This window comes from Microbacterium sp. ISL-59, assembly GCF_018613945.1.
GTDB lineage: Bacteria > Actinomycetota > Actinomycetes > Actinomycetales > Microbacteriaceae > Microbacterium > Microbacterium oxydans_B.
This window is the reverse complement of sequence record NZ_JAGGPG010000004.1, coordinates 508218-525768: the sequence shown is the minus strand read 5'-3', so window position 1 is coordinate 525768 and position 17551 is coordinate 508218. Positions and strand designations below refer to the sequence as shown.

Genomic DNA, 17551 nt, shown 5'->3' with positions numbered 1-17551 from the left:
GAGACCCTCATGCGACGACGCCGATCCCTCACCAGCCGCGGCGCCGGTGCGCTCATCGCCGCGCTGGGCTGCATGATCGCCGCCAACGTCCTCGGCGCCCGCATCCTGCTCTACATCGGGGTGCTGCTCGCCGCCCTCACCCTCTTCTCGCTCCTCGCCGTGCGCCTCCCCCGCCGCTCCGGGACGGTCACCCGTCGGATCTCCACCGACCTGCTGACCGTGTCGGAGACCTCGCGGGTCACGGTGCGCTTCACGTTGCGCGCCCTCCGCGTGCCGCGAGGGCTGTGGCACGACGTGCTGCCCGATGCCGTCACCGGAGACTCCGGCGGCGAGTACCCGCCCGAGACCGGGCAGCTCAGCTACCTGATCACGGGCGTCCGACGCGGCGTCTGGCCCCTCGGCCCGCTCATGCTGCGCACCGTGGATCCGTTCGGGTTGGCGCAGCGCGAGCAGTCGTTCGGCGACACCCGCAGCGTCACCGTCGTTCCCGAGGTCTTCGCCCTCGCCCCGCTCGCCGTGCGGGTCGGAGCTGCCGGCGGAACCGCCCACACCTCATCGACGAGGCTGGGGCAGGGCAGCGACAACCTGTCGCCGCGGGGCTACATCCCCGGCGACTCGATGCGTCGCATCCACTGGCGGGCGACCGCACACCGTGGGCAGCTCATGGTGCGTCAGGAAGAGGAGGAGTCGAGCCCTGACGCGGTCGTCGTGCTCGACCGCAGCAGCCGCCACTGGGATGCGCCGGGCGTCCACGCCGATCCGGCCTTCGAGACCGCCGTTTCCCTGTGCGCATCCGCCGCCATCCATCTGGCGTCCGAGGGCTACAGCGTCGACGTGATCGACGGCGCGGGAACTCTGCTCGGTGCCCTGCGCGGGCACGAAGACGACCGCGACGGCCTGCTCGTGGCGCTGGCGATGGTGACCCCCCGCGGCGAGAGTCGGGATCTGGCGTCGCTCATCGGCGGCACGCCTCCCGGCCCGCTGGTCTTCATCACCGGGCGCCTCGATGAGGAGGACGCCGCCCTGCTGCGTCCGGCGGGAGCCACCGCCCCGATGCTGTTCAGCACCGAGCTGCTGCCCGGTGCCGCCGAAGCCTCCGCCCCGCACGGCTGGACGGTCGTGGAGATCGGCGAGGATATCGCCGAGGCCTGGGAGGATGCCGTCTCGGCGCGGATCGGGGTCGGCGATGTTCCGCGCTGAGCAGTCACCCCCGACCGCGGCCGCCCCCGCGCCGACCGCGCCACGGTGGCATCGCGACCGTGAGGAGACGTCCGGCGTCGTCGGCCCCGGTGCGATGGCGGCTGCGGCGACGCTGGTGGCGACGTGGCCGTACACGTCGGTCATCTCTCCGGGCACCTGGTCGGGCACGGTCCTCGTCGTGGTCATCGTCGTGGCCGGGACGGGCATGCTGCTGCGGCACCTGCTGCGCCGACGGGCGGCATGGCTCCGGGACACCGGCACCCTCCTCGCCCAGATCGTCGTGGCCATCGGCGCCGTGACGCTGCTGGTCGCGGGTGACACCGCGCTCTTCGGGGTGGTCCCGACGACGACCACCCTCGCGGTGTTCGGAGCCCTCGGGGCCGCGGCCTTCGAGGAGGTCGCCTTCGGTTCCGCGCCGCTCGATGCCTCGCCCGGGCTCGCCGCCTCGATGGGCGCCGGCTTCGCGGTCGTCGCGATCCTCCTCGATCAGCTCGTGGCACACCGGTCGGCCGTGCTGGCCGCGCTGCTGACCGGCGCCATCGGCGCGGTGCCGATGATCGTCACCCTGGGTGAGACGAACGTGATCTGGTTCGTGCTCTACGGCGTGATGGCCCTGCTCCTCTTCCGTTACACCGCGCGACGGCATCCGGAATCGCCTCGCCGATCGTCGACCTCGCTCGCCGTCGCGCTCGGGGCCGCCGCGCTGGTCACGACCGTGGCCATCGCCCCCGCGCTGCCCGTCGCGACGAGCATGGCCGGCACCGGCGTCGGCGTCACGGTCGACGCATCGCTGCGCCTCGGTGACGACCTGCGCCAACCGAACCCGGTCGAGGTGCTGACCGTGGCGGCGGACGGCGAGACCGCCCCCTACCTGCGGCTGACGACGCTGTCCCGATTCGACGGACGCGTCTGGCAGCCCGACCGAGGCGACCTGCAGTCGCAGGACGACGGCTTCGGCGCCCCGGAGTGGGGTGAGGGCATCGCGACGGAGGAGGAGAACACCTCCATCCGGGTGCTGCGGATGTCCAGCTCGTGGCTTCCGGTGCCGTATCCGGCCACCGACGTGCAGGGACTCAGCGGATCGTGGCGGGTCTCCCCCGACAATCGCACGCTCTTCTCCCGCAGCGCCGATGCCGTCGGCAACGACTACACCGTCACCTCGTCACGACTCATCCCGACGCTCGAGCAGATCCGCGCGATCGACGCCGCACCCCCCGTCGTCGATCCCGAGGCGGAGCCTGTGGAGCTGCCGGGCATCATCGCCGAGCTGGCCACCGACGTGACCGCGGCCGCGAGCACCGACTACGACCGCCTCGTGGCGCTGCAGAACTGGTTCCGCTCGCAGTTCGCGTACTCCCTCGAGACACCGGTGCAGGAAGGCTTCGACGGCACCGGAGCCGAGGCCGTGGCGCAGTTCCTCGAAGAACGTCAGGGGTACTGCGTGCACTTCGCCGGTGCCTTCGCGCTGATGGCCGAGAGCCTGGGGATGCAGGTGCGCATCGTCGTCGGGTACCTGCCCGGCTCGCTCACCGACGAGAAGCGCGGCACGGAATCGGTCTTCTCCGTGACCAGCGACCAGCTGCACTCCTGGCCGGAAGTGCTCTTCCCCGGAGTCGGCTGGGTTCCCTTCGAGCCGACGGCCTCGCTGGGCGTACCGACCGCCTTCCGTGCAGGAGTGACGCAGGGCGGTGGACCCGGAGACCCCGCCGTCCCCGTCCCCACCACGGCCCCGCAGAGCGAGGAGACCTCGGCTCCGGAAGTGGACCGTGACCCCGACGGCGGCGACTCCGCGGACGGCGGCGCACGGCGCACCCTCGACCCGATGCCGGTCGCGCTCACCGCATTCGGAGTCGTCGTGCTGCTCCTGTTGCCGGCGCTCATCCGCGTCGTCGAGCGCCGCGGCCGTATGAACCGGGCGCGAAGCGGGGACCCCGCGGCGGCCTGGGCCGAGCTCCGCGACACGCTGATCGACCTGCAGTTGGAGGTGTCCGATGCCGAGACCCCGCGCGTGCGTGCGGCGGGACTGGTGCGGGAGAGCCAGGTGGACCCGGAGGCGATGCGTCGACTCACGGATGCCGTCGAGCGGTCCAACTACGCCCGGTCCGGCGAGGCATCGGCAGATCTCTCCGAGCCGCTGAGCCAGGTCCTGGGACAGTTGCGCGGCAGTGTCGACCGACCGACGCGGGTGCGCGCCGCACTGCTGCCGCGGTCCCTGTACGCTCCGCGAGCCGCCGAGCCGGGAGCGGCGGTCTGACGGCAGGACTCCGGGACGCTCGGCTCGGGTCGGTCGAACCCGCGTTCAGGCGGCGTGAGCCGTGCAGGGCACGGCGACGCACGCCTCGCACACCACGAACTGCGAGCGGCAGGAGAGATCGGGGCAGTTGGCGGTGCGCTTGGTGGGCGTCCCGCAGCCGACGCACTCGCCGATGACCCGCGCGTGGTCGGAGAAATCGACGGAGCCACGGCCGTCGAACACGTACAGCGAGCCGTCCCAGAGGCCATCATCGCCGTACTTCTCGCCGTAGCGGACGATACCGCCCTCGAGCTGGTAGACCTCGCCGAAGCCGCGCGCCGTCATCAGGCTCGACAGCACCTCGCAACGGATCCCGCCGGTGCAGTAGGTCACGACGGGCTTGCCCTTCAGGTCGTCGTAGGCGCCGGAGTCGAGGAGCTGCACGAAATCCCGGGTCGTCTCGGTGTCGGGCACGACCGCGCCGCGGAACCGCCCGATCTGCGCCTCGAGGGCGTTCCGGCCGTCGAAGAACACCACGTCGTCGCCACGTTCCTCGATCAGGCCGTGAAGTTCTTCGGGGCTCAGCCGCGTGCCACCACCGACGACGCCGTGCTCGTCGACCCGCAGCTCCCCCGGGGCTCCGAACGACACGATCTCGTCACGCACCTTGACGCTGAGCTTGGGGAAGTCGAGGCTGCGGCCCTCGGCATCGAGCCCCGTCCCCTCGCTCCATTTGATGTCGGCGTCGGCGAACGGCGCATACGAGCGAAAGGAACGGAGCCATTTCTTCAGGGCCGTGATGTCACCACCGAGCGTGCCGTTGATCCCGTCCTTCGAGATGAGCAGTCGTCCGCGCAGCCCGAGCGCCTCGCCGATGTCGCGCTGCCAGACGCGCACGGCGTCGGGATCGGTGAGGGGCGTGAACGCGTAGAAGAGGACGATCTTGGGGGTTGCCACCCAGGAATCCTACGTCGGGTGCGGGTGGTGGGCGGAACCCGCTCAGAGCCGGTCCCTGCGACGCACGACGAGCACGGCGGCGGCGCCGAGCACGAGGAGCCACGCGCACGCGATCGCCGCAGACGCCGCGCCACCGAGCCCCTCGTGCGCGAGACCGGCTGACGACAGGAGCGTCTGCAGGGGCAGCACGTCGGCCAGGGAGGGTGCGATGTCGGCGAGAAGGGCGGCGGGCACGAGCGTCGCCGGGACGACGAACAGCACGAGGATCGGGCTGCGGATCAGCACACCGACGAGGTATCCCCACAGCCCCGCAGCCCCGATCGCCGCCAGAGTCCGCCCGGCCGTCGCGGGAGGGAGCAGCTCTTGGCCCGATGCGACCAGGAAGGCGGTCTCGAGAGCGACGGCGCCGACCCCGCCGAGCAGCAGGCTCGTGAGCAGAGTCGTCGCGGCTCGGACGCCGAAGACGGCGACGGGGCCGCCGTAGAGCTGCGCCCTGGCCAGCACACCCGCCTTGTCGGCGAGCGTCACTCCGAGCGCGCCGAGCACGGCGACGACGAGGATGAGACTGCTGAACACGGACGCGCTCAGTCCCACGGCGACCTCGGCGATGGCGGGCGCGGGCGCGATGCCCAGCTCGGCAGGAAGCGATGCGAGCAGGGAGACGATGAGGAAGAGCATCGCGGGCAGGAACGCCCACGGCAGAGGGTCGCCTCGCACCCGTCGGAGCTCCGCAGCGATCGTGCGGACGATCGGACCGCGACCGACCGGCGGCACGGCCGGCGCCGACGTCATCGCGCGCGCCTTCGCACGACCACCACGGCGAGTGCGGTCACGACAGCTGCCCACCCGAGCAGCACGGCGCAGCTCGCGCCCGTGGGCAGGAGACCGTCGATCGGGGCGCCCGTCGCTCCCGCGAACGCCCCGACCGGGAGGAACCTCTCGACCGCCGGCACGGTGAACAGCAGCGGCAGCTCGATCATCGTCGGCAGCAGCAGCACCACGGCGGAGACGACGTAGTAGTTCCGGAAGATCCACCCCAGCGACCCACCGATCACGGCCCCGGTGGCTGCCACGAAGATCGAACCGCCCACGATGCCCCAGAACGCGCTGTCGAGCTGCAGGTGTCGACCGTATGCGGCGAGCGCGAGGCTCGTGACACCGGCCCAGATCGCCGTACCGACCACGCAGAAGACGATGCTCGTGGCCACGCTCGACAGGAGCTTCGCGAGGAAGACACGACGCAGCGAGCCGATCACGATCGTGCGTGACATCGAACGGTAGTAGAACTCCCGCGAGACGGAGTAGCTCCCGAGGTACATCGCGGTGATCCCGATCGAGGCGATGAGTCCGAAGACCATCCTGGTCGCCATGCCGTCGTCGAGTGCACGCACTCCGTCGAGCGACGGCCCCATGGTCAGCAGGAGGACCGGGATGAGGATCACGAAGGAGCCGACGCCGAGCATCGCGAGGCCGCTGATGCTGCGGAGCAGTTCGCTTCTGAGCACGTCAGGCATTGCGACGACCCCCTGCGGCGGTGTCGATCAGATCGAAGTACCCCTCCTCGAGCGAGGAATCCCCTCCGCGGGTCAACGAGTCCAGTGGCCCCCGGAACAGCACGGTGCGACGCATCACGACGACCTCGTCGACGCTCTGCTCGAGTTCGGCCAACTGATGGCTGGAGACGAGGACGCTGCCTCCACGCGCCGCGAAGTTCCGGAGGAATCCACGGAGCCAGCGGATCCCGCCGGGGTCGAGGCCGTTCGCCGGCTCGTCGAGCACCAGCAGCTCGGGATCGCCGAGCAGGGCAGTCGCGAGTCCCAGTCGCTGGAGCATCCCGGTCGAGTACTTCTTCACCCGCTTGCCGGCGTGCGCCGTGAGGTCGACCTGCTCCAGCACCTCGTCGACCCTCGAACGCGGCGCGCCCAGAGCGAGCCGGTAGATGTCGAGGTGCCGCGCGGCGGTGATCCCCGTCTCGAAGCCCAGCCCGTCCATGTGCACACCGACTCGCCTGGCGGGATTGGGGAGCGCCGCGAAGGGCTCCCCGAACACTCGCGCCGACCCCGCTGTGGGATGGAGCAGTCCGACCAGCCCCCGCATCGCGGTGCTCTTCCCGGCCCCATTCGGGCCGAGCAGTCCGACCACGGATCCGGCCTCCACCGTGAAGGTCAGGTTTTGCACGACGGTATCGCCGCCGTAGGACTTGGTGAAGCCGTCGAAGGTCACGACTGCGGTCATGGGTTCACTCCTTGCGTGAGAGGACGGGAGACGGGGACACGACCGATCAGTCGATCCGCGTGGCGGTGGATGGGGGCGATCAGCTCGGGATGCGCGCCTCCGTCGGCGCGGGTGAGGAGCTTGGTGAGCGCGTACAGCTGGGCGACGACGCCGTCGTCGGTCTCGAGGTCGTCGCGGAACCGTCGCGCGATCTCGTCGGCGACAGCGGGCACTCCGAGCGAATGGGCCAGGAGGAAAGCGGCGTCGTATCCCCGCGGCGCCAGGCCCCACGCTTCCCAGTCCACGATCGCGAGCGGGGTCGTGTGGATGTTGTTCCAGTGGAGATCGCCGTGACACGACACCCAACGCCCCGGGTCGGTGTCGATCTCACAGCCGAAGAAGACGGCGATGCGTCGGCGGATGCCGACGGGGTCGAGGGACATGCGCGTCGTCGGAGTGGCGGCGACTCCGGCCAGTGCCTGCTCCAGATCAGACCACCACCCCGCATCCACAGCCGGGCCGTCGCGCAGTTCCGGCGTCGCCGCAGCAGGGGTGCCCGGCACCGCAGTCATCAGCTCCGCCCGAAGCAGGAGCGCTCCTTCGGTCTGCTCTCGCACATCCAGGAACAGGGGTTTGACGCCGATGTGGATCGCTCCGGCATCCTGGTTCCCCGTCCACCACGGTCCTCGAGCCCACTCGGCGCGCGCCCACACGATGCGGAGCCAGAGCACATCGCCTCCGCGGTGCACCGCCGAGCCGATCGAACGGTCATGCCAACCGTGGACGGGTTCACCGATCGCCCGTACCTCCAGCTCGGTCGCCATGCGCGCCAGTGCCTGGCGCAGCATCCGGCGCACATCATTCTCCGGTGCGCTCGGCGGGATACCGGCATTCATCGGTGCTCCGATCCGAGCGCGGCCACCGGTCGGGCCAGGAAGGCTTGCCAGAGCCAGACGGCGATGTTCGTCGCACGCGAGTCAGAGAACGTCGCCCTCCCGTACGGGGGCAAGGTCTCCGCCGTTTCGACTTCTGTCAGGCCCCTCGTCCAGGCGGGCGTGGTCAGGCCGGAGGCGCTCACGGGCACGAGTGCGGCGAGGTCGACCCCGTCGTCATGCTCGGCGGATCCGCTGCCGACGGTCGCGCTGCCCAGTGGATGGCGCAGGACGATGCCGTTGCTCTCCAGCGTCACCGCCGTGCCCACCGCCGGCAGTTCCGCTGAGGTACTCGCCACCAGACGGACGCCCTCGCCATCGGCCGCGAACCCGACCTGATGAGCGGGCTGGATCGGGACGAGGAACAGGATCGCTCCTGCCACCGCGATGATCGCACCGAGGGAGACGGCTGCACGCCCCGCATCCGGCCGACGGTCGTGGACCGCACGGACACCCCGGATGAGCGCGGCGGCGGCCACGGCGATCACGAGTGCCACGGTGAGCAGATAGGCGATGGCGGGCACGACCCCGAGGCCGGCGACCATCGACGAGGAGCGATAGAGCACCAGTCCGACCAGCACGACCGGGAAGAGCCGACAGGTGACGCCGTACGCGACCAGCCAGCCTCGCCGCGTCGAACCTGACCCGCCGACAGCCGTCCGGTCAGCCTTCATGGTCCCGAACAGCATCGCGGCGAGTGTCTCCCCCGCCGCGTTCATGGCGTGGCGCCGCAGATGCGGATGGTCCAGCGCCGACATCAGCGCCAGATAGCCGTCGAGCTGCACGAAGGGCAGCAGGTTGAGCACGGTGATCATGAGGCACGAGAGCCCGTACAACACGAGCGCGGCGTGCAGCATCGGATCTGTGAAGAAGCGCGCGAGGACGATGCTCGCCGCTGCGCAGAGCAGGTGCACCGCGGGCCCGGCGAGCGCGACGGCCACACGCCGTCCGCGCCGTCCCAACCGCCAGCCGTCGGTGACGTCGCAGAAGAAGGCGGGGGCGAGGTAGAACAGCATGGCTCCGATGCGCCGGGGCGACCCGCCGAAATGGCTGAGGACGGCACCGTGCCCGAGCTCGTGCACGACCGTGGTGAGGACGATCGCCACGCTCAGCCCGATCACGACGGGCAGCGGCACGGGATGATCGAGAACCCCGACGATGTCGTCGGTGCTGAGGAGACCGACGACGAACCCTGCGAGCACGATGGCCAGGAACACGACCGCGCCGGGAGCCTCGACGGCGACTCGGGTGATCGGGCGGAGCGCGGCGAAGAGACGGGCCGGGTCTCCGATGCTGAACTGCACGGTGAGCGGGGGCTGGAACCGCCAACGGGAACCTCGGTCGAGCTGACGGTCGCCCTCTCCCCGCTGCGCGTCTGTGCGCAGGAGACCGGCGTCGGCGAGGCGACGCGCAACTCCCCCGACATCGTCAGACGTCCACGGTTCGCCGAGCTCCTGAGCGATCTGCGACACCGTCCGCACCCCGGTGAAGTGCCGTGCGACGGTGGCAACCGACTCGGAGATCCGGGCCTTGGGCACTCGGTCACGCGCGATGATCCAGGCGCCCTCCGCGTCTGCCGGCGCATCGACGGAGACGCGCACCCCGAGCTCCGGTCGAGCCGAAGCCGGGAACACCGTCGTCGGAAGCTCGCTCGTCATCGGACGCACTCGAGCATGGACAGGCTCTGCGACCCGTCTGCGAGACGGACCGGCAAGGCATCGCGCACGCGCAACCCTGCGGTGCTCAGCTCTGCACGCAGCTGCTTCTCGTCGAGAAGGTTCACCCGCGAGGCGAACACTTCTGTCGTGGGCACTCCTGCCTGCCGACGCAGGTGCAGCACGCTCACATCTCGGTGGCCGGCCGTCGAGTCGACCTGCTCATCCAGGATCACGACCTCGGCAGGGTCCGCGTTCAGCGGCACGAGCCGCGTCTCGGCTCCGCCCGCATAGGCGCCGGTCGAGTGGACCGAGACGAGGAAGACACCATCGGGCGCCAGGTGCGCGCGCACAGCCTCGAGCATCGTCCGACGCCGGGATGGAGGCAGCAACGTGATCGAGGTCGCCGCCAGCACGATGAGTCCGAACGACCCATCGACGTCGAACGCGCTCATGTCTCCGAGCACGGGAAGAACCTTCCCACCCGCGCGCTGGGCGCGTCCCTCGAGCAGCTCGAGCATGCGCGGCGAACTGTCGAGCGCGACCGTCTCACGTCCCAGGCGACCGAGCGCGACAGTGAGTCGACCGCTGCCGCACGCGAGTTCGAGGATCCTCCCCTCGGTGCGCCGGCCGATACGGAGTATCTCGCGCACCTCACTGTCGTCACCACGGGTCATCGCGTCGTACACCTCCGAACCTCGCTCGCTGTAGAGGTCGGTGACGACGGCGTGCGGTTCGAGGACGGCGAGCAGCCGCGCCATCGACGAGGTCAGGCGAGAATCGGTCATGCGGACTCCTTGTCTGGGCGGGCAGGCGGGCGGGCGGGCACGGGGCGTAGCTGATGGGGGTATGGCTGCCGAACGGCGAACCGACTACGCCCCGCACCCATCAGGTGATGGCGACCGCCGCGCCGATGATGATGATGATGTCGCCGACGATGATGTACCAGGGCTCGGGGGCGTCCATCGCCTCGATCTCCTCGAAACTCAGATCCATGTGCTCACCTCCTTCGGGCGAGGTCTGCTGCGATCGATCGCGGATCACGTCGCGATGCCGATGATGGCGATGACGGCGCCGATCTTCACCGCGGCGTACCAGGTCCAGAAGTCGGGGGTGTCCATCGACTCCAGTTCTTCAAAGCGCAGATCTTTTGAGATCTCCATGTGTTCTCACCTCCTCTGTCGTACCGTTCCGGGCGTCCGCCACTCAGGTGAGAGCGGCGATGATGGCGACGATCGCCATGCCCGTGCCGACTCCGTTGACGAAGTCCGTCCACTCGGATGGGGCGTCCATCGTCGGCAATTCCTCGATCCCCAGGTTCAGTGCGGTGGTCATGTCATGTCACCTCCTCTCGTCACTTCGTGATCAGGTCCCCGGCCGGCCGGAAACGACTCGGCGAAGACCTGATCGATGGCTTCGGGGGCGATGCGCCCGAGCGCCGGCAGCGATCCACCCCAAGAGGTGCGTACCCGCTCGGATGCCTGCATACGCATCGATGCGCTCGGCGCATCGATGGTGCGCAGCCCCCAACGCTGGAACAGTGTCGCGAGGCCATCACGGATGTCGAGGGGAAGCTCGGGCATGACGGCGCGGACCCAGGACCAGGCTGACGCGAGTCTCTCTGTCGAGCCCCAGCGCCGGTCGCCGTCGGCGATGGCGCCCCAGATGGTCGGCAGGATCGACAGGGTCGCCGGGATCTTCCGGGCTCCGGTCACCCAGGCCAGTTCGTTCGCCAGGTACCAGTGCTTCGCCGCATAGCTCTCCCGCCCGACAAGGGCCCAGCTGCGATGGCTCGCTGCACTGAGCTGCCCCGCGAAGAGGCGTTCCTCGGGCGTCAGGGATCTGAGCCTGAGCCGTTCGCCCATCCGCGCTGCGCCGTTCACGATCGACTCGGCATCGTGATCGGCGGCGAGATCGACCCTGCTCCCGATCACGGGGCCGAGCACGCGGAGGATCACCTCGATCAGTCCCTCCATCTGCTGTGATCGAGGCAGGGTGGCGGTGTGCAAGGGGTCGAGGACCGCATGATCGGGAAGCAGCGCAGGGCTGAAGAGGAGCCGACGCCCCCACGGCGTCACGAGACAGGCGACTCTGCTGACCTCAGAGCCGGTACCGATGGTCGTCGGGACGGCGACGAGGGGCAGCTCCTGGTCATGGTTGATGTTCGCCTCGGGCAGACGGACAAAGCCACTGCGTGCCGTCAGCCTGCGTAGCGGCAGGGCGAATCGCGGTGTCGTGATCAGGAGCCGTGCGATCTTCGCGGCGTCGAGGATGGTGCCTCCGCCGAGCGCCACGACCGCAGTCGCATCGTGCCCGGCGGAGACGATTTCGGCGATCGTGCCCGCGTCGACCTCCTGGGCATCGATGCGGAGTTCGGTGGCTCCCGCTGGCAGCGACATACTCATCCCGTCGACGGCCGCATCGCGCACGACGAGCGGCCGCTCGCCCAGCGAGAGTCGGGAGAGGACGGCCGAGGTCGCTCCGCTTCCCGCCGTCACCCGTGCCGAATTGTGAGCCTCCCTCAGCGCGTTCACGCGGCGCGCTCGTGGTCGTCGATGCCGTGCAGGATCGCGGTCTCGAGTTCGTCGAGCTCCGTCCTGCCGTAGAGGTATGCGGGGATCACCTGGATGCAGCCCGGTCCCGGCTGCACGATCGCCCCTGCTTTCCGCACCGCGGCCACGACTCCCGCGATCTCACCGCCGTCGAAAGGCCGTCCGTCCCGCGCGAGAACCACGGACCGGAAGCAGCCGATCCCGCCGGTGTCGACCACGTTGGGATGTGCCGCGATCCGCGTAATCGTCCCGTCCAGCGCCGCGCCCAGCTCCTGCGAGAGACGGAGCGCATCCATTCGGTCGAACTCCGACGCGGCAGCCAGGATGGCTGCGCAGGAGGCAGGGGTACCGGCTTGCGTCTCCGCATGCACGAACATCGCGTCGCGGCTGTCGAAGACATCGCAGAGTTCCGCGGAGACGAGCACAGCCGATGCCGCCGCCGCACCGTTCGTCAGTGCCTTCGACAGCAGGAGCACGTCGGGGGCGACGGCCCAGCGCTCCGAGGCGAAGAGCAGACCGGTGCGTCCGAACCCCGTCGCGACCTCGTCGGCGACCAGTACGACGTCGAACGACGCCCGGATCTCGGCGACGGTCGCGAGGAACTCTTCGTCGAGGACGATCGCCCCCGATCCCTGCACGGGCTCGAGCACGAGAGCGGCGATCCGATCTCCTTCCCTGGCGAACAGCGTCCGCAGCTGCGCCCCGCCGTCATGCGGGGAGACGTGCCTCACCGCCCGCCGATCCACGCCGTACACGGACTGGCCCAGCGCCTCGCCGGTAAGGGCGAAGGCGCCGTAACTGAGCCCGTGGTATCCGCCCTGTGTGCCGACGACGAGGTTCTTCTGCGGTGCGCCCTTCAGCGCAGCCGCCTGACGCACGAGCTTCATCGTCAGATCGTTCGCCGCCGCTCCGGAGGTCGCGAAGATGACACGCGCGTAGTCACCCGCCCGCGCCAGGAGCATCTCTGCCGCCTCCTGAGCGTAGGAGTGCGAGGAGCGGAAGAGGGAGAGATAGGAGGCGGACCGCAACGCCGCCCCCACGGCATCGGCCACGGCCTCATTCCCGTAGCCGAGCGGAACGTTCCAGAGCCCGCTCGTCGCACAGAGTCGCGTGATGCCGTCGGCCGTGCGGACCCGCACGCCCGCAGCCGCGACCGCGTGCTCCTGCAGGCGCCCCCAAATGCTGGGCGGTGTGAGGCTCTCCCAGAGTGCCGGCCGCGGCGCGGTGGCCTCGCGCATCACTCGCCGCTCCGCCCGTAGGAGACGAGATCGAGACCCGCCTGCGCGAACCTCCCCCGGACGTCCCGCAGCACCTCGGCTGCTTCCCCCGTGCGCCGTCCGAGTTCGGTGGCGAGCATCACCGACGCCGCTGCCTCGTCCCCGGTCGCCATCAGGCACTCGGCTGCGCGCGCGGCGTCGACCCCGAGCCGGAAGCGTCTGAGGCTCACGGGATCGACCAGGATGTACTCCTCGCCGTCACCCGTCACCAGGAAAGGCGCCTCGGGGGCGACGGCCGCGGCGGCGCCCTCGTCGAGAGCTCGGACGAGGTGTCCGCCGAAACCCGAGATGGCGGGCCGTGTCAGGGCACCGTCCCACTGCCGCAGCAGGTCGAGAGCGGCGACGTACCTCGCGAGCCAGGGCCTGTCGTCGAGATCCGCCTCGAGCACGCGGGGGTCGACGATCCGCGCGAACGCCCGGCCGCGGCCGGTGCTCTCCGCGGCCGTCGCCTCGACGTCGGCCCGCTCATCGCCCACGCTGCCGAGGAGGAGCCCATCGGGCCCGTCTCGATACTCGCCGGACGCGGTGACGTGCACGCGGACCAGATCGGCCTCGTCCTTGTCCGCACGGACGAACGAGGTGCGCGAGTCCAGGAGAACCAACCCGCCGAGGAGCTGATCCACGAAGAAGCCCGACTCTCGCGCGGTGTCGGCGTCGCTGAGGAAGGCCGCGAGCCCCGCCGTCGACCCCTGGCGGACGATGGTGAGTCCGACGATGGAGAGGAACGGGGCGGCGAGGTAGTCCTGCAGCTCGAAGGCGTGGCGTCCATCGAGGGTGATCTCGTCGCCGGGCTCGCGGAAGGAGCCGTCATATCCGATGGTCCGCGGATCGGCATGTCGCACGGGGGCGATCACGATGTCGCAGGGCTCCGCCGCGCGCAGCACCTCCTCGATGTGGTCTCCGGATTCGAGGAAGAACACGGCGCCCTCGATGATTCCCCGCCTTCCGCTGACGTACTGCTCGAAAGCAGTGGCCGTGCGGTGGCTCGGCCGTGATGCCGTGGTCGCGCTGTCCTGCATGTTCCCCCCAGAAGACATGGACCTTGATCGAGCACGATCTGTCCTCATCTGAGGCTATACAGCTGACGTGTGACATGCAATATTCTGACCACAGCACGACGAGGATCCGCCCACAGCTGCGCGCGACGGCTCTGTCACGCCACCCTCCCCCGATCGGATAGGATGGACAGGTTGTTCCTGGTGACGTGTCCGAGCGGCCGAAGGAGCACGCTTGGAAAGCGTGTGTTGTGCAAGCAACCGCGGGTTCGAATCCCGCCGTCACCGCCAAAGCAAAGGCCCCGACTCCCCTAGGAAACACAGGGAAGTCGGGGCCTTTGTCATGTATCGACCTACGTCCGTGGCAACACCTCGGCAACAACTGCCGCACGACGTGCGTGATCGAGAGCCGCGGCAACGCTGTCAAGGTCGTCGTCGAACAGATCGGCGTAGGTGTCGAGCGTCATGCTCGCCGAGGCGTGACCCAACATTCGTTGCACTGCTTTCACGTTTGCGCCGGCGGAGATCGCGAGCGATGCCGCGGTGTGCCTGAGGTCGTGCGGTGTCACCCTGGGGAACTCGTTGTCTGCCTCGCGCACGCGCTTCACTGCGAATGCGAACCATCCGCGCACACTGTTCGGCAGCCGCATGTACGCGATGCCGTCGCCGAACAGGATGTCGTCGCGCCGCTTCCCCTCGCAGAGCTTCGCGATCGAGAGCGACAGGAACGCCGGGTACGGCACCGAACGGGCCTCGTGCGTCTTTGGTGTCCCGACGTGCACGACTCCCCCGACGAGCACGGCGTTCTCCTCGACGCTCACGCGCCGCCTCAGCGCGTCAACATGCTTGACACGCAGCCCGGTGGCCTCTCCCCACCTGAGGCCCGTGTACGCGAGGAAGAGCACGAGGACGGGATACGTGGAGGCTGCGGCGAGAGCGTCGACCTGTTCATGGGTGAGGTACGGCTTCGACTTGGGAACCTTTCGCGGCAGCGCGACGCCCCGAGCGACGTTACGACTCACGCGCCGATCCCTTTCGGCGACATCTAAGACTGCTGCGAGCACACCATGCGCGCGCAGCACAGTCGTGGCAGCACGCTCACGCGAGAGCGCAGCAACCCAGTCCTGCACCTCGGAGTGCTTCACGCTCCCCACCTGACGTCCGCCCCATCGGGGCTGGACGTGCGTCTCCCATGAACCTCGGAGCGCTTGGTAGCTGGACGGCTTCATGACCTGTTCGCGGGCCCTGAGCCACGGCGTGGCGATCGACGCGATATCCTCACGGGCATCGGCCGGATTGACGTAGTCACCCTTCGCTTTGCCCACCTCAACCTCGGCGAGGCGCAGCTCCGCGTCGCGTCGGCGGGTGAACCCTCGCTCCTGGGTCTGCTTGTGATCCGGCCTCCGATAGACGATCCGGTAGAGCTTCTTGCCAGCCTTCGTCTCGTATGCGTGGACGCTACCCATTCTTGATTCGCTCCTCGTAGTGCTTCGAGACCTCTTCCACGAGCGCCCTCGTGGCACGCCCGCGAGCTTGAGGGCTGTTCGAACTCGCGCGGATCGCCGCCTCCTCGTCGAGGGAGCGCCCCCATAGCCTGTCCGCCCAAGCCGCGAAGCTCACCCTCAGCATTCCCAGTCGATCAGCTGCGCGCTGTTCTGCCAACGTCGGCTCCCTCGGGGCTGGCTCATCAGGTCCAGGGACATACCATCCGACCGGCATCTCACGCCCGACAGCTTCCAACATGTCAAGCAGCCGGTCACTGTCCAGCAGCTGGCTGCTCGTGTCGGTCAGGGAAAGACGCACTGGCGCACCCGCTAGGGCGCTGCGCACCCACTCCCTAGTCACGCCGGCGCCATGTACGGAGGGGGCGCTGAAGGTTGCAGTGTCGCCGAGCAGATCATCAAGTGTGAGGGATGATCCTGCGAGAGCGTTCAAGCTGGCAGCAAGCACAAGAAGGTTCGGCAATGTCACAGCAGATCGAGCGGACTCAAAATTGCGAACTGTACTAACCCCCCACCCGGCTCCAAACTCTCGGGCTTGACGAGCCACGTCATCGAGGGTCAAACGATGCTCCGTTCGGAACGATCGGAGGAAATCGGCGATGGCGTTTTGAAACGCAACTGACTCTTGCACGATCACAGGTTACCAATTTCGGCATCGTGTGCTAGCTTCTCAGGTAACTACTTTTGGCAACTTCTCAGAAGTAGCGCTTGCAGGAGTAACAGCCCGACCAGGCCCCTTCTGGGGAACCGGGGACAGCCCGTAACCGGCTACGAGGACTGCAGGCTGCGGTTCCAACGACGTAACCGCAAGAGCAGGACCCCGGTGCGCAATCCTGCGCGCCCTCCAGCATCGAGAGGAGGCCACTCATGGCCATCGCAACGGCGGAGCGCATGAACTCCGCAACCGTCTATCTCACACCTGAGCAGGTATGTGAGCTGATCCCGGGAATGACGAAGCCCACGCTCGCCCAGCTTCGCTTCAAAGGAACCGGGCCCCGTTACTTCAAGCCCACGCCGCGGGTCGTTCTGTACGCCCACGACGACATCGAAGAGTGGGTCCGCTCGAGCGTTCGGACGAGCACGGCGAACGAGTGAGCTCAAAAAGAAATCCCCAGCTGCGAACTGGGGATCAAACCAGCACCCAACCATCACGAAGGAGAACTGACATGACCATGATTGCACACCCGTCGGCGTGCGCAACCCTCTACGAAGCAGACGAGCACGGCTGGAGCCTCGAGGTCAGAACGAGCCGCACCGGAAAGAGGATGCACGTCGGCCGTGCTCAGGACGGGAGCGTAGTGAGGTTCTACTGCGCGCTCACGATCACTCCGGCAGAGAAGCACCTTGAGGTGATGATGTACGACGACACTTCCATCGGCTACATCGGGAAGGTCATCCGGATCGCACACGCCCTTGCCCGACGCGACGGCGAGTGGCGCGGGGCCGACTGGGGCCGAGGGCGGAAGAGCAACGGAAACGAGTGGCTGAGCATCAAGCTCGGCGACCCCGTCGACGTGAACGAGGCGTTCGCGCAGCTGACCGAACGCATCGACCTGTCGTCGGAGGTGCACGCGTGACCGATCCAAATCCGTTCGGTATCCGCCAGTCGCCGGCGTCGATCAAGCTCGCGAAGGAGATCGTGCGCATCGCGAGCAACGCCGAGTTCGAGGACCTGCGCACCGAGATGATCGAGTCTCTGATCATGCGCGAGGTCCATGGACACCCAGACAGGGACGGCCGTGAGGTCGCCATTGGGGCTCTCGCCATGGTTGCACTGACCGTCGAAGTGCTCGCCGACAACATCGCCGAGAGCGCCGCCAGGAACGCCGCCGCGCAAGCAGTCGCCGACGATCCGCGGTTCAAGGAGCGCCTCGAAGCCATGGCTCGCGAGATGAAGGAGCCGGCTACAGGTGCGAAGCCGTTGCGACGTCTCGCCATCGTCGACGACCACCTGCGATCACTTGACGACTGAAAGACCCAGTGACCCTCGCCTCCCGGTAGGCGAGGGTTACTGCTTCCAACTGAAAACGAGAG

The 17551-nt window shown here is 68.7% G+C and carries 19 protein-coding genes and 1 tRNA gene; 6 read left to right on the top strand and 14 right to left on the bottom strand.

What is annotated here, in order from left to right; genetic code table 11:
* Positions 1 to 9 precede the first annotated feature (9 nt).
* Together J7E45_RS16190 and J7E45_RS16185 are read left to right on the top strand one after the other, a co-directional pair.
* Complete coding sequence (locus J7E45_RS16190; RefSeq protein WP_215070617.1) at positions 10 to 1200, top strand: DUF58 domain-containing protein; 1191 nt, start codon at positions 10 to 12, stop codon at positions 1198 to 1200.
* Positions 1187 to 3454, top strand: a complete 2268-nt coding sequence (locus J7E45_RS16185; protein WP_215070615.1) for a DUF3488 and transglutaminase-like domain-containing protein — start codon at positions 1187 to 1189, stop codon at positions 3452 to 3454. The genes J7E45_RS16190 and J7E45_RS16185 overlap by 14 nt, the downstream gene beginning before the upstream one ends.
* Before the next feature lie 45 nt (positions 3455 to 3499).
* On the opposite strand, the gene J7E45_RS16180 is transcribed toward J7E45_RS16185, so the two are convergent.
* The 13 genes from J7E45_RS16180 to mpaB all read right to left on the bottom strand — a co-directional run bounded on the left by J7E45_RS16180 (position 3500) and on the right by mpaB (position 14039).
* Complete coding sequence (locus J7E45_RS16180) at positions 3500 to 4390, bottom strand: rhodanese-related sulfurtransferase (RefSeq protein WP_215070613.1); 891 nt, start codon at positions 4388 to 4390, stop codon at positions 3500 to 3502.
* 42 nt (positions 4391 to 4432) lie between these two features.
* On the bottom strand, positions 4433 to 5182 hold the full coding sequence (locus J7E45_RS16175; RefSeq protein ID WP_215070611.1) for a hypothetical protein: 750 nt from the start codon (positions 5180 to 5182) through the stop codon (positions 4433 to 4435).
* A complete protein-coding gene (locus J7E45_RS16170) occupies positions 5179 to 5895 on the bottom strand; it encodes a hypothetical protein (protein ID WP_215070609.1) in 717 nt (238 codons plus the stop codon). The genes J7E45_RS16175 and J7E45_RS16170 overlap by 4 nt, the downstream gene beginning before the upstream one ends.
* Position 5896: 1 nt before the next feature.
* A complete protein-coding gene (locus J7E45_RS16165) occupies positions 5897 to 6625 on the bottom strand; it encodes an ABC transporter ATP-binding protein (RefSeq protein ID WP_215070607.1) in 729 nt (242 codons plus the stop codon).
* Positions 6622 to 7500, bottom strand: coding sequence for a phosphotransferase (locus J7E45_RS16160; protein WP_215070605.1), 879 nt, complete (start codon positions 7498 to 7500; stop codon positions 6622 to 6624). The genes J7E45_RS16165 and J7E45_RS16160 overlap by 4 nt, the downstream gene beginning before the upstream one ends.
* Entirely contained in the window at positions 7497 to 9194 is a 1698-nt protein-coding gene (mpaP, locus tag J7E45_RS16155) for a daptide biosynthesis intramembrane metalloprotease (protein WP_215070603.1), read from the bottom strand. The genes J7E45_RS16160 and mpaP overlap by 4 nt, the downstream gene beginning before the upstream one ends.
* Positions 9191 to 9979 carry a daptide-type RiPP biosynthesis methyltransferase gene (mpaM, locus tag J7E45_RS16150; RefSeq protein ID WP_215070601.1) on the bottom strand — a complete coding sequence of 263 codons (789 nt, stop codon included), beginning with the start codon at positions 9977 to 9979 and terminating at the stop codon, positions 9191 to 9193. Before mpaM ends, mpaP begins: the two co-directional genes overlap by 4 nt.
* A 100-nt stretch (positions 9980 to 10079) precedes the next feature.
* A complete protein-coding gene (locus J7E45_RS18220; RefSeq protein WP_308162157.1) occupies positions 10080 to 10187 on the bottom strand; it encodes a daptide-type RiPP in 108 nt (35 codons plus the stop codon).
* A 44-nt stretch (positions 10188 to 10231) separates the two neighbouring features.
* Entirely contained in the window at positions 10232 to 10354 is a 123-nt protein-coding gene (locus tag J7E45_RS18120; RefSeq protein WP_269319680.1) for a daptide-type RiPP, read from the bottom strand.
* Between the two features lie 43 nt (positions 10355 to 10397).
* The gene (locus J7E45_RS18115) at positions 10398 to 10526 is read right to left on the bottom strand and encodes a daptide-type RiPP (protein ID WP_285229008.1); all 129 of its coding nucleotides are present in this window, start codon (positions 10524 to 10526) and stop codon (positions 10398 to 10400) included.
* Positions 10523 to 11689, bottom strand: a complete 1167-nt coding sequence (gene mpaC, locus J7E45_RS16145) for a daptide-type RiPP biosynthesis dehydogenase (RefSeq protein ID WP_215070599.1) — start codon at positions 11687 to 11689, stop codon at positions 10523 to 10525. Before mpaC ends, J7E45_RS18115 begins: the two co-directional genes overlap by 4 nt.
* Positions 11690 to 11721: 32 nt before the next feature.
* On the bottom strand, positions 11722 to 12981 hold the full coding sequence (mpaD, locus tag J7E45_RS16140; protein WP_215070597.1) for a daptide-type RiPP biosynthesis aminotransferase: 1260 nt from the start codon (positions 12979 to 12981) through the stop codon (positions 11722 to 11724).
* On the bottom strand, positions 12981 to 14039 hold the full coding sequence (mpaB, locus tag J7E45_RS16135) for a daptide biosynthesis RiPP recognition protein (RefSeq protein ID WP_215070595.1): 1059 nt from the start codon (positions 14037 to 14039) through the stop codon (positions 12981 to 12983). The genes mpaD and mpaB overlap by 1 nt, the downstream gene beginning before the upstream one ends.
* A 179-nt stretch (positions 14040 to 14218) precedes the next feature.
* Between mpaB and J7E45_RS16130 the strand changes: the two genes are divergently transcribed.
* Positions 14219 to 14306 (top strand) — tRNA-Ser (locus J7E45_RS16130).
* A gap of 62 nt (positions 14307 to 14368) precedes the next feature.
* On the opposite strand, the gene J7E45_RS16125 is transcribed toward J7E45_RS16130, so the two are convergent.
* A complete protein-coding gene (locus J7E45_RS16125) occupies positions 14369 to 15481 on the bottom strand; it encodes a site-specific integrase (RefSeq protein WP_215070593.1) in 1113 nt (370 codons plus the stop codon).
* A 903-nt stretch (positions 15482 to 16384) separates the two neighbouring features.
* On the opposite strand from J7E45_RS16125, the gene J7E45_RS16115 reads away from it, so the two are divergent.
* The 3 genes from J7E45_RS16115 to J7E45_RS16105 all read left to right on the top strand — a co-directional run bounded on the left by J7E45_RS16115 (position 16385) and on the right by J7E45_RS16105 (position 17489).
* Positions 16385 to 16612: a helix-turn-helix domain-containing protein gene (locus tag J7E45_RS16115; RefSeq protein WP_251054334.1), complete on the top strand. Its 228-nt coding sequence runs from the start codon at positions 16385 to 16387 to the stop codon at positions 16610 to 16612.
* 71 nt (positions 16613 to 16683) lie between these two features.
* Complete coding sequence (locus J7E45_RS16110; RefSeq protein ID WP_215070589.1) at positions 16684 to 17094, top strand: hypothetical protein; 411 nt, start codon at positions 16684 to 16686, stop codon at positions 17092 to 17094.
* Positions 17091 to 17489: a hypothetical protein gene (locus J7E45_RS16105; RefSeq protein ID WP_215070587.1), complete on the top strand. Its 399-nt coding sequence runs from the start codon at positions 17091 to 17093 to the stop codon at positions 17487 to 17489. The genes J7E45_RS16110 and J7E45_RS16105 overlap by 4 nt, the downstream gene beginning before the upstream one ends.
* Positions 17490 to 17551 lie beyond the last annotated feature (62 nt).

Excerpts from the sequence above, each read along its gene's own strand:
- J7E45_RS16190 (WP_215070617.1), top strand. The coding sequence starts at position 10 with ATGCGACGACGCCGATCCCTCACCAGCCGCGGCGCCGGTGCGCTCATC.
- J7E45_RS16185 (WP_215070615.1), top strand. The coding sequence starts at position 1,187 with ATGTTCCGCGCTGAGCAGTCACCCCCGACCGCGGCCGCCCCCGCGCCG.
- J7E45_RS16175 (WP_215070611.1), bottom strand. The coding sequence starts at position 5,182 with ATGACGTCGGCGCCGGCCGTGCCGCCGGTCGGTCGCGGTCCGATCGTC.
- J7E45_RS16165 (WP_215070607.1), bottom strand. The coding sequence starts at position 6,625 with ATGACCGCAGTCGTGACCTTCGACGGCTTCACCAAGTCCTACGGCGGC.
- J7E45_RS16160 (WP_215070605.1), bottom strand. The coding sequence starts at position 7,500 with ATGAATGCCGGTATCCCGCCGAGCGCACCGGAGAATGATGTGCGCCGG.
- mpaP (WP_215070603.1), bottom strand. The coding sequence starts at position 9,194 with ATGACGAGCGAGCTTCCGACGACGGTGTTCCCGGCTTCGGCTCGACCG.
- mpaM (WP_215070601.1), bottom strand. The coding sequence starts at position 9,979 with ATGACCGATTCTCGCCTGACCTCGTCGATGGCGCGGCTGCTCGCCGTC.
- J7E45_RS18220 (WP_308162157.1), bottom strand. The coding sequence starts at position 10,187 with ATGGATCTGAGTTTCGAGGAGATCGAGGCGATGGACGCCCCCGAGCCC.
- J7E45_RS18120 (WP_269319680.1), bottom strand. The coding sequence starts at position 10,354 with ATGGAGATCTCAAAAGATCTGCGCTTTGAAGAACTGGAGTCGATGGAC.
- J7E45_RS18115 (WP_285229008.1), bottom strand. The coding sequence starts at position 10,526 with ATGACCACCGCACTGAACCTGGGGATCGAGGAATTGCCGACGATGGAC.
- mpaD (WP_215070597.1), bottom strand. The coding sequence starts at position 12,981 with ATGCGCGAGGCCACCGCGCCGCGGCCGGCACTCTGGGAGAGCCTCACA.
- mpaB (WP_215070595.1), bottom strand. The coding sequence starts at position 14,039 with ATGCAGGACAGCGCGACCACGGCATCACGGCCGAGCCACCGCACGGCC.
- J7E45_RS16125 (WP_215070593.1), bottom strand. The coding sequence starts at position 15,481 with ATGGGTAGCGTCCACGCATACGAGACGAAGGCTGGCAAGAAGCTCTAC.
- J7E45_RS16115 (WP_251054334.1), top strand. The coding sequence starts at position 16,385 with ATGGCCATCGCAACGGCGGAGCGCATGAACTCCGCAACCGTCTATCTC.
- J7E45_RS16110 (WP_215070589.1), top strand. The coding sequence starts at position 16,684 with ATGACCATGATTGCACACCCGTCGGCGTGCGCAACCCTCTACGAAGCA.